Raw genomic sequence first — 15,807 nt, 5'->3', positions numbered from 1 at the left:
CAGTGCAGACCGGTCGTGTCGGCCGGTCCGTTCGCGTTGGGCTGGACATCGGTGGCACGAAGACGGATGCCGTGGCTGTGACCGAGGGCGGAGAGATCATCGCTCGATCCCGCCGCATGAGCGGTTATGGGGACGAGGCCGTGGTGGCCGACGTCGTGGAGAGCGTGCAGGAGTTGTGCGCGGAGTTGGGCATCTCGGTCTCCGACGTGACGAGCGTCGGCGTCGGAATCCCCGGTCTCGTCGACACGGTGAGCGGCCGCGTGCTGCATGCGGTGAATCTGGGCGTCGAGTCTCTCGACCTCGCAGGCCGGTCCTCAGCACTCCTCGGCACGCCCGTCATCGTCGAGAACGATGTGAAGGCTGCGGCGCTTGGTGCTGCGGCACTCCGTGGCGATGCCGTGTCGATGGCCTACCTGAACCTGGGCACCGGCGTCGCTGCCGGGATCGTGATCGACGGTGTGATCTGGCGTGGGTCACGCGGCACCGCCGGCGAGGTCGGACACATCTCCGTCGACCCGAACGGGCGCGTCTGCAGCTGCGGGCAGCGGGGCTGCATCGAGACTCTCTGCGGCGGGGGTGCGCTCGCACGCGCGTGGGGTCGCCCCGGTGCGTTGCCCGTCCGCGACATCTTCGACGCCGCGGACCAGGGCGACTCCGAGGCGCTCCGGCTCCGCGCCGATCTCGCCCGCGGTGCTGCTGCCGCAGTGCGTGTTCTCGTGCTCAGCGTCGACATCGAGACGGTCGTCATCGGTGGCGGTCTCACATCTCTCGGCGATCGCCTGGGCGACAGCATCCGCTCCGCTCTCATCGCCGACGCGACGGATTCGCCGTTTCTGCGATCCCTGCACCTGGATGAAAGAATCGAACTACTCCCTCCCGGTTCCCCTGCGGCCGCGCTCGGCGCCGCGCTGGTCGGAGTGCATGCCCCTCAAGAGGAGATCGCCACACATGGCTGAAGTCGTCATCGTCGAGAACGCCGCCGCCGCCGGTGCCCTGGTCGCCGACGAGATCGTCCGGCTGATCGTCGGCCGTCCCGATGCCGTGCTGGGGCTTGCGACAGGGTCCACACCGCTGCCGGTGTACGAGGCGCTGCACGGTCGACTCGCCGGCACTGACGTCTCGCAGGTGCGTGGTTTCGCGCTGGACGAATATGTGGGCATCGACCCGAAGCATCCGGAGAGCTACCGCTCGGTCATCGCGCGTGAGGTCGTCGAGCCGCTCGGCCTGAACCCCGACCAGATCCACGTGCCGAACGGTGCGACCTCGGGCATCGAACATGCCGGCGCGGACTACGAGGCTGCGATCGAGGCCGCGGGAGGTGTCGACCTGCAGATTCTCGGAATCGGCACCGACGGACACATCGGGTTCAACGAGCCGGGGTCGTCGTTCGCCTCACGCACTCGCGTGAAGACCCTCACCGTGCAGACCCGCGAGGACAACGCGCGCTTCTTCGACTCCATCGACCAGGTTCCCATGCACTGCATGACTCAGGGACTCGGCACGATCCTGGAGGCGCGTCATCTGGTGCTGCTCGCCTTCGGCGAGGGCAAGGCGCAGGCCGTAGCCGATGCCGTCGAGGGGCCGGTCACCGCCATGCTTCCCGGCTCGGCGATCCAGCTGCACCCGCACACGACGGTCGTCGTGGACGAGGCGGCGGCGTCGAAGCTCAAGCTCGCCGACTACTACCGCTACACGTTCGACAACAAGCCGACCTGGCAGGGACTCTGACGCTCAACCCGTCGAGGGCACCGTCTCCTCTGGCCACGCCAGCGGGAGCAGGTGCTCCACGCTGAGCGGGGCCAACGGCAGTGTGCCCAGATCGGCGGGCGTGATCCAGCGCAGCTCAGCGAGCTCGGCCTGGACAGCGACCGCGTCGGCGTCGATCGTGAGAGCGAACGCGTCGGCGACCACGCGGTGACCCGGCTCGTTCGCGGCGGCGGAGATGAACCGGCCGAGCGGGCGCAGCCCCGACTCGTCTACCTTGAGGCCCAGTTCCTCGTCGAGCTCGCGAGCCAGGGTCTGCGCGGCGTTCTCACCGACCTCCGGCTTGCCGCCCGGCTGCATGAACTTCGTCGTGCCGTGCTTGCGCACCACGAGCACACGACCGTCAGCATCGTGGATGATCGCGGCGCTCACGTGGATGTCAGGCACTGGCGAACACCTTTCCGGGATTGAGGATGCCGAGCGGGTCGAACACGGCCTTGATCTGGCGCTGCAGCTGCCATTGGTCCTCGCCGAGCTCTTCGGCCAGCCAACGACTCTTGAGCATGCCGATGCCGTGCTCGCCCGTGAGCGTGCCACCGAGGCGGATCGCGGACCGGAACAGTTCATCGGCCGCTGCCCACACGTGCTCCGGCACCACATCGCCTTCGAAGATGAAGTTCGGATGCAGGTTGCCGTCTCCGGCGTGCGCGACCGTGGGAATCACGAGGGAGTAGGTCTTCTCGATGCGCGCGATCTCGTCGTACATCGCCGGTAGAGCGCTGCGGGGCACTGACACGTCTTCGATGAGCGTCGTGCCGAGAGCGGCCATCGCGGCATGCATCGAACGTCGGATGGCGAGCAGCCGTCGGCGAGTCCTGTGCCGGCACCGCGCACGACGACGGGGGTGCGGGTCTCTGTCGCGATCCGCATGGTGATCTGGACGTGCTCGATCGACTCCGCATGCACGACGGCGAGAGGGCGGCCGACGGAGGAATGTCCTGAGCGGTCTGCGCGCGCTGCCTCCAGGGAGTCTCCGGCGACATCGACGATGTCACCGAGAGCGTTCCGCAGGGCAGCGGCGACGGTCATCGCAAGCTTCTCCGACCGGCGAAGAGGCCGGAGGTGACAGCGACGACGGCGAAGCCGAGGCCGACCCAGGCCTGATCCATCGACCACCAGGCGAGCGTCACTCCGGCATAGATCAGCAGTTCGACGGCCGCACGAACGAACGGGTGCAGATTCAGCACCGGACGCGGCGACAGGAAGAGCGCCCACACGAGCAGAACGAGCAATGGAGCGCCGATGCCGAGGACGACGTTCCACGGGAACGTCCACATCGCGAAGCCCCAGAGCGCGAGCGATGCGATCGCGGCGACGAGGATGACGGCCCTGATGATGTCGAGCGGGGTGATGTTCGGACGGTTGACGCCGGGAACGGCATCGGGAGCTTCGGGCATGCTCCCAGTCTATTCGGCGGGCGCGGGGGCCTCTGTCGGGGCTGGCAGGGGCGGAGCTTCCTCGGCCCGATTGACTGCGACTAGGTCATCAACGGCGGCTTCGCTCGTCACCTGTCCGGTTTCAGCTGGGAGCATTTCTTCGGCGGGTCCGGAAGCAATCGAGTCGGCAGTGCGGTCGGCGGTTGTCGAATCAGCAGTGAGGGCGCCTGGCTCAGGAACAGTCTCACTGTCAGTCGACGTATCGCCTGACAGTGTCTCTGATTGATCCATGCCCGCCGCTGAGGCGAGGTCGATGTTGAGCGCACACGCAATCTGAAGGAGCACGGGGTAAGGGAACTTGCCGAGTTCACTCAGCTTTATCGTGACGACTTCACCGATCTCGTCATCTAGGACATAAGAGAATTCGACCGTCGCATCATCGCAAAGCTGGTCTAGTGTCGGCCGGAGCTCAAGTGTGCCGGAACCGGGTCGCTCTTCTGTCGCGAGAGCAGCGAAGTCGTCAGCGAGCAGGACGGTATCGGTCCCGCTGTCTGAGCCGCTATAAGTTGAGCGAACGGTCGCGTCAGCGACCCCGGTCAGCGGGACCGTGTAGTACGTTACCCATGTGCCCGGATCGACACGGACTGCGGCTGTTCCGACTTCGGGTAGACCATCTGGAAGCACTGGAACGGGCGGGTCGCCGTCGTCGCCACCCTGATCTCCATCATCCCCACCATCGCCTGGTACGGGCTGTTCGCCGTCGCCTGGATCAGCACCGGGATCGCTGCCTGGGCCGGTTCCCGGATTCGCCGGATCTACGGGCTCGGTCGTGCCCTCGTCGCCGTCTCCAGCGCTGCCGTCACCGGGGACGGCCGGCGATGCCGGCGCCACGGGCGCCGCCGGTGGCGCTGCTTCGACCTCGGGCGCGTCGTCGTTCAGCGGCGCCTTGACCTCTGGCGTCTGATCGACGTCGTCAGGAGTCTTGGGATCCTCTTCCGGGATCTCGAGAATGAACTTCTCGTCGTTCATCTCGGTACCCGGCGCGAGTTCTGAGGAGATCGACGAATCGCCGACCTCGCTCGCGCTGGGCATCGAGGTGAAGGGGCTCGCCTCGAGCAGCCCAGGCACGATCGTCGTCGCAGCCACGACGCCGGCTACCACCAGTGCTGCGGAGCCCGCGCCGACGAGAGCGCCGATGCCGGTCATGGCTCCGGTTGCGGAACCTCCGGCCGCAGCGGTGGTCCCCGCCGCACCGCCGCCACCAGCCGCGCCGCTACCGCCACCAGCCGCGCCGCTACCGCCGCCATTGCCTGCGAGGACACCAACCGTGCCGCTCGTGCCAGCGCCACCGACGACGATTCCGCCTTCGACCACGCTGGAGGGCATCGCTGCCAACGCCACGATGGGCGCTCCGCCTGCTTGCAGAGTGGCGGTGTATCCCGCTGCGCCGGCGATTCCGAGAACGAGGGGAAGCAATACGAGAGCGAGGCGGTTGGAGACATCCTTCGCCTCGGCGACGACGATCATGCAACGAGCGCAGCCCTCGATGTGCTGATCGAGACGCTTCTGATCGCGTGCGCTGAGGTTTCCACGGGAGAAGGCGCCGAGGTGCTCGATGGCCCACTGGCATTCCGACCCGGGCTCGGCGCTGCGCAGATGCGCCTGGATCCATGCCTCACGCAGACCCTCGCGAGCGCGGAATGCGAGCTGCGAGACGGCCCCGGACTTCATACCGAGCAGCGGAGCCACTTCGGCCGGCTTCATCTGCTCGATCTCGGTGTACCAGAGCACTTCCTGCCACCGGGTGGGCAGGCCGCGGAAGGCCTGCGCTGTCAGGCTGCGATCGAGCGCTTCGTCGGCCGCCTGTTCCGTGCTGTCCGGGTCTGCCACGGTGTCGAGCTCGTCCATCGCGGTCTCGCGGCGTGAGCGACCCCAGGCCGCGGCGGTGTTGCGGATGCTGGTGAAGAGGTAGGCGCGGAATGATCCGTTCGGGCCGCCGCCCTTGATGATCGCCTGGTAGATGCGCGTGTACGCCTCTTGCACCAGGTCGTCGGGGTCGATGCTCGACGTGATCGAACGGGCGACCGACATTCCGGAAGGATAGTGACGTCGCCAGAGTTCCGCGTACGCGTCCGCGTCACCGGAGCGGGTGCGCAGGATCAGGTCGGCGTCGGCTGACGCCCCGGTTGCGGTCTGGTCGTGGTTCTGCACTGGCTTCCATCTGTCGTGAGAGTCGGATGAGCCCTCACATGAAGAAACGCGTGATCAGGTCGATGCTCACGCGCCCGGACTATTCTCCCTCGAAACTCCCGGTGGGGCCAGCCTTGTGGACAACTCGGAGAGAACTCTCAAAAGTTTTTCTCCGGAATCGCGTGATGATCCGGGGGAGTCGTCGTCTCATCAACCAGAGACAGCCATCAGAACTCCTCCGGGGGGCGGAGTTCGGCACCGGTGCGGGGGCTGTGCACCGGTCAGGTGGGCTCGGAACCTCGGGGGAGGAGTCCTGGGCCCACCTGCTCTCGCTCGGAGGGAGTGACGAGGTCGCCGCTGACGAGCGGCGACCTCCCAATCCCTGCCTCAGTCGACGGGGGCGCCGGTCAATACGTGCCGCACCTGCAGCTGCGCATCCAGCAGCACGGCGTCGCCGACATGACCGGGCGCGAGCCGCCCGAGCTGCGCATCCAAGCCGATCGCCGCCGCCGGAGTCTGCGTGAGAGCGCGGACCGCATCCACCAGCGGGGCACCGGCGTGCACGGCGCGTTGCAGCGCGACATCCTGCGTGAGCGTGGAGCCCGCGATCGATCCGGTGTCGTCGGCGCGAGCGATGCCGTCGGCCACCGTGACCTTGACCGCGCCGAGGTCGTAGCGGCCGTCGGCGCTTCCTGCAGCCGCCATGGCGTCCGTCACGAGGGCGACCCTGCCGGGAGCAGCGTCGAAGATCAACTTGATCACGTGCGGGTCGAGGTGCACGTTGTCGGCGATGGCCTCGAGCACGACGCGGTGGTCGGCCGCAGCGGCGAGCACCGGACCGGGCGCACGGTGATGGATCCCTGGCATCGCATTGAAGGCGTGCGTGAGGATCGTCGCGCCGGCCTCGAATGCGGCGACAGCCGTCGCGGCATCCGCGCTCGTGTGACCGACCGCCGCGGCCGCTCCGGATTCGACGATCAGCCTGATCGCCTCGAGTCCGCCGGGCAGCTCTGGAGCGATCGTCACCTGGCGCACCGTGCCACGACCTGCCTCGAGCAGACGCTTCACATCCGCCGCGGCGGGCTCGCGGAGCAACGAAGGCTCATGCGCACCGTGATGCGCAGGGTCGAGGAACGGACCCTCCAGGTGCGAGCCGAGGATGTCGGCATCCGTCGCCATCAGTTCGGCGATCTCGCCGACGCGACGCGCGAGGTCATCGAGCGGAGCGGTCACGAGCGAGACGACCGCGCGCGTCGTGCCGTGTGCGCGGTGCAGCGCGCGTGCGGTGCGGATGGCGTCGACGCCGTCGTCGAAGGATGATCCTGCGCCGCCGTGACCGTGAATGTCGACGAACCCCGGCGTGAGGATGGCTCCCTCGCCCGCCACTTCGATCGCGTCGATCACCGTGTCGGCGTCAACCCAGCCGGCGCCGACCCCGGTAGCGGTCACGCGGCCGTCTTCGAATCTCACCCATGCATCGGTGGTCTCAACGCCGTCGGTGACAAGACGAGCAGAATGGATCAAGGTCGTGGTCATCGGCTGCTCCAGACGATCTCGGCGGGGCGGTGCCCGGCCCATCCTGCGGCCTCCCAGGCGGCTCCGAGACGGCCGATGCGCTCGCGGAACGACGCCCACTCGCGTGTCTCAGCAGGCGACCACGCGACCTCGGCGATCGCAGCTACGCGCGGGAAGATGAGCTGATCGACGTCGTTCAGCGACTCGACGGTCTCCGACCACAGCGGACCCTCGACGCCGAGGACCGCCTCGGCGGGCAAGGCGTCGACGATCGCCGTCGGCTCCCACTCGTACGCCGTCTGCAGGTCGATCAACGCCGCCCAGTCGAGTCCGAGCGGGAAGTCGGCGTCGTACTTCTGATCGAGATACGCGGTGTTCGACGGCGACATGATGACGGAACCGCCGCGCTCAGCGAATCGGCGCGCGTGATCGGCATGCGCCCCGGCCGGGGAGGTGTCGCCCCAGTACTGGCCGATCGTGCCCTCGGCGACCTGAGCGGAGCCGGCCTCGTGCCAGGCGATCGGCGTCTTCCCTAGCTCGACGGTCAGAGCCGTGACACGTTCGATGAACGCATCGAAGTCGGCCTGCGTCGTGCCGAGGCATTCGTCTCCACCGACGTGGAGGTAAGGACCGGGAGTGATCTCGGCGACCTCGGTGAGGACATCGCGCAGGAATTCCCACGTCTCATCCGCGTGGATCTTCACGGAGGAGTGACCGACACCCCAGCCGAGGTACGGCTCGCCTGCTGCAGGAAGCGGCTGATCGAGCGCCGTCGACTGCGCGAGGAGGCCGTCGTTCATGACCGGCGCTTCGACGATCTCGGGATAGGCGAGACCGATCGCGTGCGTGTGGCCAGGCAGATCGATCTCGGGGACGACGATCATGTGGTGAGCCGTCGCGTACCGCACGATCTCGCGGAAGTCATCCTTGGTGTAGAACCCGCCTGGACGACCCAGCACCGCCGTCGTCGAGCTGCGCTCGGCGAGCAGCGGGCGGCTGTCGATCTGCAGTCGCCACCCCTGATCGTCGGAAAGATGCAGGTGCAGGTGATTGAACTTGAGCGACGACGCCCGGTCGATGAACGCCTTCACCGTGTCGACATCGAAGAATGTGCGGGCGACGTCGAGCATGACGCCGCGATACGCGAAACGCGGGGCATCGTCGATCTCGACGTGGGGGAGCACCCAAGCCTCGCCGTCAGCAGTGAGCAGCTGGCGCACGGTCTGGACCGCGTAGAAGAGGCCGGCCTCGGCGCCCTCGAGCTGTGCCGTCTCGCCGACATGCACCGTGTAGTGCTCGCCCTGGCGCGCGGTGCGGCGCACGACGATGTCACCCGGCCGGGCAGCATCGACGGTGATCGCGGGATGGAGCCCCGTGCGTTCGGCGATGCCGTCGGCGAGAGCGGATGCCGCGGCATCCGCTTCGTTCTCGACGACGATGCGGGTGGCCGCCGTCAGTGACAGCGCGCCGGTCGACTCCGTGACGGACGAGGGCAGCGGAACAAGAGGTAAGACCATGAACAAAACGTACCGTGCGAGGGCGATTGCGGCCAGGTCTCCCGGCTACTCTGGGTGTTCGGAATTCCGCTATGCTCGAACGGTCGCGACTGGCGTCTGGGTGGGTCACCACCGGGGAGCGACCGTTACGGAATTCGACCGCGCGCCTGGGCCGATGACATCCATCTCCGATGACATTTCATTCCGCAACGAAAGAGGACGACATGACCGATCCGTACTTCAACGCCCCGCTCTCCGAAGTCGATCCGGAGATCGCCGAGGTCCTCGACCGCGAGCTGACCCGTCAGCGCACGTTCCTCGAGATGATCGCCTCCGAGAACTTCGTCCCCGTCTCGGTTCTGCAGTCGCAGGGCTCCGTGCTCACGAACAAGTACGCCGAGGGCTACCCCGGTCGCCGTTACTACGGCGGCTGCGAAGAGGTCGACGTCGCGGAATCGCTGGCGATCGAGCGGGTCAAGGCGCTGTTCGGCGCCGAGTTCGCGAACGTCCAGCCGCACTCCGGCGCAACCGCCAACGCGGCAGTGCTGCACGCCATCGCGCGCCCCGGCGACACGCTGCTCGGTCTCTCGCTCGACCATGGCGGCCACCTCACGCACGGCATGAAGATCAACTTCTCCGGCCGTCTGTACAACATCGTCGCCTACGGCGTGAACCCGGAGACCTCGATCGTCGACATGGACGAGGTGCGTCGACTGGCGATCGAGCACAAGCCGAAGGTCATCATCGCCGGGTGGTCGGCATACCCGCGACACCTCGACTTCGCGAAGTTCCGTGAGATCGCCGACGAGGTCGGCGCGCTCCTCTGGGTCGACATGGCGCACTTCGCCGGACTGGTCGCCGCAGGCGTGCACCCGAGCCCCGTCCCGCACGCGCACGTCGTCTCCTCCACCGTGCACAAGACGATCGGCGGCCCGCGTTCGGGCTTCATCCTCACCAACGACGCCGACCTCGCCAAGAAGATCAACTCCGCCGTCTTCCCCGGCCAGCAGGGCGGCCCGCTCATGCACGTGATCGCAGCCAAGGCGACCGCTTTCAAGCTCGCAGGCACACCTGAGTTCAAGGACCGCCAGGTGCGCACGATCAGCGGGGCGCAGATCCTCGCCGAACGCCTCACCCAGCAGGACGTCGCGGATGCGCAGATCAAGGTGCGCTCCGGCGGCACCGACGTGCACCTGGTCCTGGTCGACCTGCGTGACGCGGCCATCGACGGCAAGCAGGCCGAGGACCTCCTGCACGACATCCACATCACGGTGAACCGCAACGCCGTCCCGAATGACCCGCGTCCGCCGATGGTCACCTCCGGTCTGCGCATCGGCACCTCCGCGCTGGCGACGCGCGGCTTCGGCGACGTCGAGTTCACCGAGGTGGCCGACATCATCGCGCTGGCACTGCAGCCCGGTGCGGATGTCGCTGCGCTGAAGGCACGAGTCGACGCGCTCGCCGGCGCGTTCCCGCTCTACCCGGAGCTGCAGCAGTGACCGCTGTCGCGCTCGATGGCAAGGCCGCAGCGGCAGAGATCAGGGCGGAGCTGACCGAACGGGTCGCAGCGCTGCGCGCGCGGGGCATCGTCCCGGGGATCGCGACTGTGCTCGTCGGCGCGGATCCGGCATCCCAGCTGTATGTCGGAATGAAGCACCGGCAGTCCGAGGCGATCGGGATGAACTCGATCCAGCGCGAGCTTCCCGCCGACGCCACCCAGTCACAGGTCGAGGCGCTGATCGACGAGCTCAACGCTGACGACAGCTGCCACGGTTACATCGTGCAGCTGCCGTTGCCCAAGCACATCGACACCGACGCTATCCTCGAGCGCATCGACCCGGACAAGGATGCCGACGGGCTGCACCCGACCAACCTCGGCCGGCTCGTGCTGAACGTCAACGCGCCGATCCACACGCCGCTGCCGTGCACGCCCCGTGGTGTCATCGAGCTGCTGCTGCGCAACGACTACGACCTCAAGGGCAAGCATGTCGTGGTCGTCGGACGCGGGGTCACGATCGGGCGCTCGATCGGGCTGATGCTGACGCGCCGCGAGCTGAACGCCACCGTGACGCTCACCCACACCGGCACGGTCGACATGCCGAAGTACCTTCGCGAGGCTGACGTCATCGTCGCTGCTGCGGGCGTCAAGCACCTCGTCCGCGCCGAGGACGTCAAGCCGGGCGCTGCAGTGCTCGACGTGGGAGTCACGCGTGAGGATGATCCTGAGACCGGCAAGTCGAAGGTCTACGGCGATGTCCACCCCGACGTCGCCTCAGTCGCAGGCTTCCTGTCACCGAATCCCGGAGGTGTCGGCCCGATGACCGTCGCACTGCTCATGACGAACGTCGTCGAAGCTGCCGAGCGGTCGGCTGAGCGAGCGTAAGAGAGTCGAAGTGCGGACGGTCGGCTGACCTACCTACAGCTCGTCCAGCATCCGTCGCTGCTCGGGGGTGAGCCCGTCATGGAGCTCCTCCCGGCCGGCGGCGGTCGATCGGCTCTGAGTGGTGGATGCCGAGGCGTCTGCCGCGCCGACCGTCGAGGCGCGACCACCCTTCACCTTCGACTGGACCGTGTCGAACACGGCGCCGGTCCTCGCCTCGATCCGGTCGTCAACCTGGTCGTAGATGACCCACGCGAGCAGCAGGTACAGCGGCGGAAGAACGTAGCCCCAGAACCAGCCGCGCACGTCGACGCCGCTGAGCCAGACGGTGAGCACCCACGCGATCAGCTCGACGATGAACACCAGCACGTACTGGACGACCTTCTCACCGACCTTCGTGCGCGTCTGCGCCGACTTCGACGCAGCCCCGCGGAACACCTTCAGCAGCGTCGGCTTCAGGGCGAGCGTCGCCACGGTGAGGATCACGGCGGCCCAGAGCGCGTTCCACCCGACTGAGACGCTCGACATGAGCAGGCCGATCAGCAGCAGTACGACGACGTTGAACACGTACAGGGAGACGGCGCGGACGATCCAGTTCTTCATGTCGTCAGCCTAGGCGGGTGGAGCACTCCCGTGGAAGAACCCGTGGTCAGCCGGTGAGGCCCGGTGCCTCGATGCCCGTGATGCGGGCGTGCTCGTCGAATCGGAAGGTGGCGGAGCCGGACGCGTCGGTGACGATCGCGCCGCTGAAGGCCTCGTCGGTCCACTGCAGGTTCCAGCCGGCCAGACGCGCGGCATCCCACACCGAGGAACGCGCATCGCTCAGAGCGAGCCCGGAGAGGATCCGAGGTACGGAGATGACGGCATCCCGCACCGTGAGCGGTGCGAGAGGCGCGTCCAGAAGGAACACAGCGCGGGTGCCGCCCCCTATCGGAGCGGAGTAGTACGGCGAGCGGCCGGTGATCTCCACCGCGACGGTGCCGATCTGGTGCGCGACCTGCGCGATCCACTGGTCGAGATCGGAGCCGGTGTCCTCCGGGAACGGCAGCTCTGGCTGGCTGAGCTCGGTGATGCCGTACTGGGTGCCGTAATCGCGCAGCTGCGCGGCAACCCCCTGCGCGTCGCCCTGGGGGTGTGCCCAGGCCCAGAGCAGGGAACGCGGGCCCGGTGCGATCGTCGCGACCAGGTGCGGGCGTGTCACCAGCTGATGTGCGGGATTCTCCTTCGCGGTGAAGGTGAGGGTGCCTGCGGCCATGTCAGCGTCCCAGCGGTTCTCACCGAGCGCGTCGACGGCAGTGGTCAATGCGTCCTGACGGAGAGAGGCGAAGAGTGCTGCGCGATCGGCAAGAGGCTGCAAGGCTGCGAAGGTCATGGCTCCAGTCTGGCCTTGATTCCTATGTTTCCGCCACCCGCGCGGCGTCGACATCGGACACCCGACCCATCCGCCAGATGCTCGGCACCGCCAGCGTGATCAGCGCGCAGCAGGCATACAGTACCGCTGACACCACGAGCACGATCCCGACATCGGCGCGTGTGATCATCCACCCGTAGATCAGCGTGCCGATCGGCATCACCACGAAGCTGCCGAGCATGTCGTAACTGGAGACCCGAGAGAGCTTGTCACCGGGGATGTTCTCCATCATCGCCACGTTCCAACCCGTGCTGAAGATCTCGAGGCCGGCGCCGGCGATCAGCGCTGCGACGGCGAGCAGGACGACTGCCGGATGCAATCCGAGCATGGTCAGCGGGATCGCGAAGAACGCCATCCCGATCATGCCGAGTCGTAGCGGATGCTTCAGTGGGAACCACATCAGCACCAGCGTCATGATCAGAACGCCTACGCCTTCGGCGCTGATCACCCAACCCCACCCTGTGATGCCGAGCAGATCGTTGTTCTTGGCGATGTACGGGCCGACGACGCCCCAGGCGCCGACGTGTATCGCGTTCATGATCATGAAGGCGAGCACGGCAGTGCCGCTGAACAGCAGCGCCGCCATGGTGCCATCGACAGGATGTCGATGACGTAGCAGCTCTGGATGATGAGCGCCCGCGGCAGTCGATCGGCGACGACGCCGCCGAAGAGCACGAACACGATGTTCGCGACGGTGAAAGCACTGAGGACGTACGAGAGCGACAGCGCGTCGTTGTCGACCTGCAACACGGCGAAGGCGAGAGCGATCGACGACATCGATCCGGTGATCAGCGTGATCGCGCGTGCGATGAAGAACCAGCGGAAGCCCTGATCCTGCATGGCCCCGAGGCCGCGGATCATGAGCGGGGCTTCAACGCGTGCATCCGTCGATCTTCTCACGATGAGCCCGGCCACTCGTGGTCGACCCGGTACGAAACGGGATTGCTTGTGTCGACGACGAGTGGCCGGGTGATCAAGGCATGCGAGCGGCGTACTGCTCTCTGATGATCGGTCTCGTGTCGGTCTCGAGACGGGAGGTCATCTCCACCGGCCACTCCGGCTTCGTGCCGCGCAGTCCCCAGGCCGCCTGCACCGATGCACCGAGGGCGACGTACTCTCCTGGGGCCGGCACCACGACCGGCGCATCGAACACCTGTGCCGCGATGCGCGCGACAGCGTCGCTCTGCGCGGCACCGCCGACGAGCAGGATGCGCTCGGCCGTCACTCCGTGGGCACGGATGCGATCGAGACCGTCGGCGAGGCCGCACAGCACGCCCTCGATCGCGGCTCGGGCGAGATTCTCACGACTCGTCGAGGTCAGCGTCATGCCGAACAGTGATGCGGTCGCATTCGGAAGGTTGGGCGTGCGCTCGCCCTCGAACCACGGCTGGAGCACGAGGCCGTCCGCGCCGGGCGCGGCGGCCAGCGCGAGTCGGGAGAACTCCTCGTGGTCGACGCCGAGAAGGGATGCAGTGGCATCCAGCACGCGCGCGGCATTCAGCGTCGCGACCAGCGGAAGGTAACCTCCCGCGGCGTCGGCGAAACCGGCCACCGTGCCGCTCGAGTCAGCGACCGCCACGTCGGTGACCGCGAAGACCGTCCCGCTCGTGCCGATCGAGACGCCGATGTCGCCGCTGCCCGCACCCATTCCCAGCGCGGCTGCGGCGTTGTCGCCCGCCCCGGCAGTGACGAGCATTCCGCCCTGTCCGGTGACGTGCTCGGCAGGGCCGAGTACGCGGGGCAGCACGACATCACTCGCATCCCGCCGCAGCGCGGTAGAGAGCAGCTCCCGGTCGTACTCGCCCCGAGCAGAGTCGAAGTACGCGGTGCCACTGGCGTCGGAGCGATCGGTGACGAGCTCGTCGAGCACGGGCCCCAGCGGAGACTCGTCGACCGGCCCGTAGCCGCGCAGGCGCCACGTGAGCCAGTCATGGGGGAGTGCGATCGCCGCGATCCGTGCGGCGTTCTCGGGCTCGGCATCCGCCACCCAGCGCACCTTGCTCGCCGTGAACGAGGCGACCGGCACGACGCCGGTGCGCCGGGCGTACTCCTCCGCGCCGACCTCGTCGGTCAGCGCGGTCGCCGCATCCGCTGACCTGGTGTCGTTCCAGAGCAGAGCGGGCCGGATGACGCGCCCCTCGGCATCGAGAGCGACCAGGCCGTGCTGCTGCCCGCCGATGCCGACGGCTGCGACGTCGTCGAGCCCGCCTGCTGCGGTGATGGCACTGCGCAGCGCCTCCCACCACGCCGCGGGGTCGACTTCGGTGCCGTCAGGGTGACCTGCTCGTCCGGAGCGGATCACCGCTCCGGACGAGAGGTCACGCACGACGACCTTGCAGCTCTGCGTCGACGAATCGACACCGGCGACGAGCGTCTGCGCGCTGGTCGCCGCGGCGTTGGTCGCCACAGGTCAGCGAGCGCCGAGCAGGTGCTCGGTGGCGAGCTGCTGCAGGCGGACGAATCCGAAGCCCTTGCCACCGAGGTAGGCGTCGGCGTCGAAGTCCTCGAAGGCACTGCGGTCGGCGAGGAAGTCGTCGTAGCTCTCGCCGGGGTTCAGCGTCGGCGTCGCGAGTTCGTCGACCTTGGATGCGGCCAGCGCTTCCTGCACCTCGGGGTCTGCGCGGAAGGCAGCGGCGCGCTCCTTGAGGAGCAGGTACGTGCGCATGTTCGCGGCTGCAGAATCCCAGACGCCGTTCTCGTCCTCGGTGCGGCTCGGCTTGTAGTCGAAGTGACGCGGTCCGTCGTAGGCCGGAATGCCGCCGGGGCCGCCGTTCTCGAGCAGATCGACGAGGGCGAAGGCGTTGTGCAGGTCTCCGTGACCGAACACGAGGTCCTGGTCGTACTTGATGCCACGCTGGCCGTTGAGGTCGATGTGGAACAACTTCTCGTGGAAGAGCGCCTGCGCGATGCCGGCCGCGAAGTTGAGGCCGGCCATCTGCTCGTGGCCGACCTCGGGGTTCACGCCGAACAGCTCCGGGCGTGCGAGGGAGCCGATGAATGCGATCGCGTGTCCGAGGGTCGGCAGCAGGATGTCTCCGCGCGGCTCGTTCGGCTTCGGCTCGATCGCGAAGCGGATGTCGTAGCCCTTGTCCGTGACGTAGTCGGCGAGCAGGTTCACGGCCTCGCGGTAGCGCTCGAGGGCCTGGCGCACGTCCTTGGCGGAGTCGTACTCGGCGCCCTCGCGGCCGCCCCACATCACGAAGGTCTTCGCACCGAGCTCTGCCCCGAGGTCGAGCTGACGGAACACTTTGCGAAGGGCATAGCGACGCACATCGCGGTCGTTGGAGGTGAAGCCGCCGTCCTTGAAGACCGGGGCGCTGAAGAGGTTCGTGGTGACCATGGGCACGATGAGCCCGGTGTCGGACAGGGCGCCCTTGAGCCGATCGATCTGCTTCTGACGCTCGGCGTCAGTCGAGCCGAACGCGAACAGGTCGTCATCGTGGAACGTCAGGCCGTACGCGCCGAGCTCGGAGAGCTTCTCCACGGCGTGAACGACGTCCAGACGCGGACGGGTGGGGCCGCCGAACGGGTCGGTGCCGTTGTAGTCGACGGTCCAGAGACCGAAGGAGAACTTGTCTTCGCGGGTGGGGGTGAGAGACATGAGAAAGTCGCTTTCAACATCGATGGTGAATTGTTGTGAGTAAAAACATATCAGTGCGCAGCGCCATGGGCAAT

15 protein-coding genes, 1 pseudogene and 1 riboswitch are annotated in these 15,807 nt (G+C 67.4%); of the genes and pseudogenes, 4 read left to right on the top strand and 12 right to left on the bottom strand.

Annotated elements, in window-relative coordinates:
• The first annotated feature begins 2 nt into the window (after positions 1-2).
• Positions 3-956, top strand: a complete 954-nt coding sequence (locus ACP7AR_RS08035) for an ROK family protein (RefSeq protein ID WP_426184516.1) — start codon at positions 3-5, stop codon at positions 954-956.
• Positions 949-1,728 carry a glucosamine-6-phosphate deaminase gene (gene nagB / locus ACP7AR_RS08030; RefSeq protein ID WP_426184514.1) on the top strand — a complete coding sequence of 260 codons (780 nt, stop codon included), beginning with the start codon at positions 949-951 and terminating at the stop codon, positions 1,726-1,728. The genes ACP7AR_RS08035 and nagB overlap by 8 nt, the downstream gene beginning before the upstream one ends.
• A 3-nt stretch (positions 1,729-1,731) precedes the next feature.
• On the opposite strand, the gene ACP7AR_RS08025 is transcribed toward nagB, so the two are convergent.
• The 6 genes and pseudogenes from ACP7AR_RS08025 to ACP7AR_RS08000 form a co-directional block, all read right to left on the bottom strand.
• Entirely contained in the window at positions 1,732-2,151 is a 420-nt protein-coding gene (locus ACP7AR_RS08025) for an NUDIX hydrolase (protein WP_426184512.1), read from the bottom strand.
• Positions 2,144-2,569 (bottom strand): annotated as a pseudogene (locus ACP7AR_RS08020) (FAD-linked oxidase C-terminal domain-containing protein); the annotation flags it as partial. The gene ACP7AR_RS08025 and the pseudogene ACP7AR_RS08020, both read right to left, overlap by 8 nt.
• A gap of 220 nt (positions 2,570-2,789) precedes the next feature.
• Positions 2,790-3,161, bottom strand: coding sequence for a YrdB family protein (locus ACP7AR_RS08015; protein WP_426184510.1), 372 nt, complete (start codon positions 3,159-3,161; stop codon positions 2,790-2,792).
• Between the two features lie 9 nt (positions 3,162-3,170).
• A complete protein-coding gene (locus ACP7AR_RS08010; RefSeq protein ID WP_426184508.1) occupies positions 3,171-5,351 on the bottom strand; it encodes a sigma-70 family RNA polymerase sigma factor in 2,181 nt (726 codons plus the stop codon).
• 366 nt (positions 5,352-5,717) lie between these two features.
• Positions 5,718-6,866, bottom strand: coding sequence for an N-acetylglucosamine-6-phosphate deacetylase (gene nagA / locus ACP7AR_RS08005; RefSeq protein ID WP_426184506.1), 1,149 nt, complete (start codon positions 6,864-6,866; stop codon positions 5,718-5,720).
• Positions 6,863-8,362 (bottom strand): family 20 glycosylhydrolase, encoded by a 1,500-nt coding sequence (locus ACP7AR_RS08000; RefSeq protein ID WP_426184504.1) that lies wholly within the window; start codon positions 8,360-8,362, stop codon positions 6,863-6,865. Before ACP7AR_RS08000 ends, nagA begins: the two co-directional genes overlap by 4 nt.
• 75 nt (positions 8,363-8,437) lie before the next feature.
• Positions 8,438-8,521: riboswitch (ZMP/ZTP riboswitch) on the top strand.
• 44 nt (positions 8,522-8,565) lie between these two features.
• On the opposite strand from ACP7AR_RS08000, the gene glyA reads away from it, so the two are divergent.
• Both glyA and ACP7AR_RS07990 read left to right on the top strand, forming a co-directional pair.
• On the top strand, positions 8,566-9,840 hold the full coding sequence (gene glyA, locus ACP7AR_RS07995; protein ID WP_426184502.1) for a serine hydroxymethyltransferase: 1,275 nt from the start codon (positions 8,566-8,568) through the stop codon (positions 9,838-9,840).
• Complete coding sequence (locus tag ACP7AR_RS07990; protein WP_426184500.1) at positions 9,837-10,724, top strand: bifunctional methylenetetrahydrofolate dehydrogenase/methenyltetrahydrofolate cyclohydrolase; 888 nt, start codon at positions 9,837-9,839, stop codon at positions 10,722-10,724. Before glyA ends, ACP7AR_RS07990 begins: the two co-directional genes overlap by 4 nt.
• A 33-nt stretch (positions 10,725-10,757) precedes the next feature.
• On the opposite strand, the gene ACP7AR_RS07985 is transcribed toward ACP7AR_RS07990, so the two are convergent.
• The 6 genes from ACP7AR_RS07985 to xylA form a co-directional block, all read right to left on the bottom strand.
• Positions 10,758-11,324 carry a hypothetical protein gene (locus tag ACP7AR_RS07985; protein ID WP_426184498.1) on the bottom strand — a complete coding sequence of 189 codons (567 nt, stop codon included), beginning with the start codon at positions 11,322-11,324 and terminating at the stop codon, positions 10,758-10,760.
• A 46-nt stretch (positions 11,325-11,370) separates the two neighbouring features.
• Entirely contained in the window at positions 11,371-12,093 is a 723-nt protein-coding gene (locus ACP7AR_RS07980) for a DUF6882 domain-containing protein (protein ID WP_426184496.1), read from the bottom strand.
• A gap of 22 nt (positions 12,094-12,115) precedes the next feature.
• Positions 12,116-12,718, bottom strand: coding sequence for a hypothetical protein (locus ACP7AR_RS07975; RefSeq protein WP_426184494.1), 603 nt, complete (start codon positions 12,716-12,718; stop codon positions 12,116-12,118).
• Positions 12,673-12,993: a hypothetical protein gene (locus tag ACP7AR_RS07970; RefSeq protein ID WP_426184492.1), complete on the bottom strand. Its 321-nt coding sequence runs from the start codon at positions 12,991-12,993 to the stop codon at positions 12,673-12,675. The genes ACP7AR_RS07975 and ACP7AR_RS07970 overlap by 46 nt, the downstream gene beginning before the upstream one ends.
• Before the next feature lie 112 nt (positions 12,994-13,105).
• Complete coding sequence (xylB, locus tag ACP7AR_RS07965) at positions 13,106-14,539, bottom strand: xylulokinase (RefSeq protein WP_426184490.1); 1,434 nt, start codon at positions 14,537-14,539, stop codon at positions 13,106-13,108.
• Between the two features lie 3 nt (positions 14,540-14,542).
• The gene (xylA, locus tag ACP7AR_RS07960) at positions 14,543-15,733 is read right to left on the bottom strand and encodes a xylose isomerase (protein WP_426184488.1); all 1,191 of its coding nucleotides are present in this window, start codon (positions 15,731-15,733) and stop codon (positions 14,543-14,545) included.
• Between the last annotated feature and the right edge of the window lie 74 nt (positions 15,734-15,807).

It is taken from the genome of Microbacterium sp. TWP3-1-2b2, from assembly GCF_049896145.1.
GTDB lineage: Bacteria > Actinomycetota > Actinomycetes > Actinomycetales > Microbacteriaceae > Microbacterium.
The sequence above is the reverse complement of the archived record's forward strand: the minus strand, read 5'-3'. Positions and strand labels throughout refer to the sequence as shown.

Excerpts from the sequence above, each read along its gene's own strand:
- nagB (WP_426184514.1), top strand. The coding sequence starts at position 949 with ATGGCTGAAGTCGTCATCGTCGAGAACGCCGCCGCCGCCGGTGCCCTG.
- ACP7AR_RS08015 (WP_426184510.1), bottom strand. The coding sequence starts at position 3,161 with ATGCCCGAAGCTCCCGATGCCGTTCCCGGCGTCAACCGTCCGAACATC.
- nagA (WP_426184506.1), bottom strand. The coding sequence starts at position 6,866 with ATGACCACGACCTTGATCCATTCTGCTCGTCTTGTCACCGACGGCGTT.
- ACP7AR_RS08000 (WP_426184504.1), bottom strand. The coding sequence starts at position 8,362 with ATGGTCTTACCTCTTGTTCCGCTGCCCTCGTCCGTCACGGAGTCGACC.
- glyA (WP_426184502.1), top strand. The coding sequence starts at position 8,566 with ATGACCGATCCGTACTTCAACGCCCCGCTCTCCGAAGTCGATCCGGAG.
- ACP7AR_RS07985 (WP_426184498.1), bottom strand. The coding sequence starts at position 11,324 with ATGAAGAACTGGATCGTCCGCGCCGTCTCCCTGTACGTGTTCAACGTC.
- ACP7AR_RS07980 (WP_426184496.1), bottom strand. The coding sequence starts at position 12,093 with ATGACCTTCGCAGCCTTGCAGCCTCTTGCCGATCGCGCAGCACTCTTC.
- ACP7AR_RS07975 (WP_426184494.1), bottom strand. The coding sequence starts at position 12,718 with ATGGCGGCGCTGCTGTTCAGCGGCACTGCCGTGCTCGCCTTCATGATC.
- ACP7AR_RS07970 (WP_426184492.1), bottom strand. The coding sequence starts at position 12,993 with ATGATCCGCGGCCTCGGGGCCATGCAGGATCAGGGCTTCCGCTGGTTC.
- xylA (WP_426184488.1), bottom strand. The coding sequence starts at position 15,733 with ATGTCTCTCACCCCCACCCGCGAAGACAAGTTCTCCTTCGGTCTCTGG.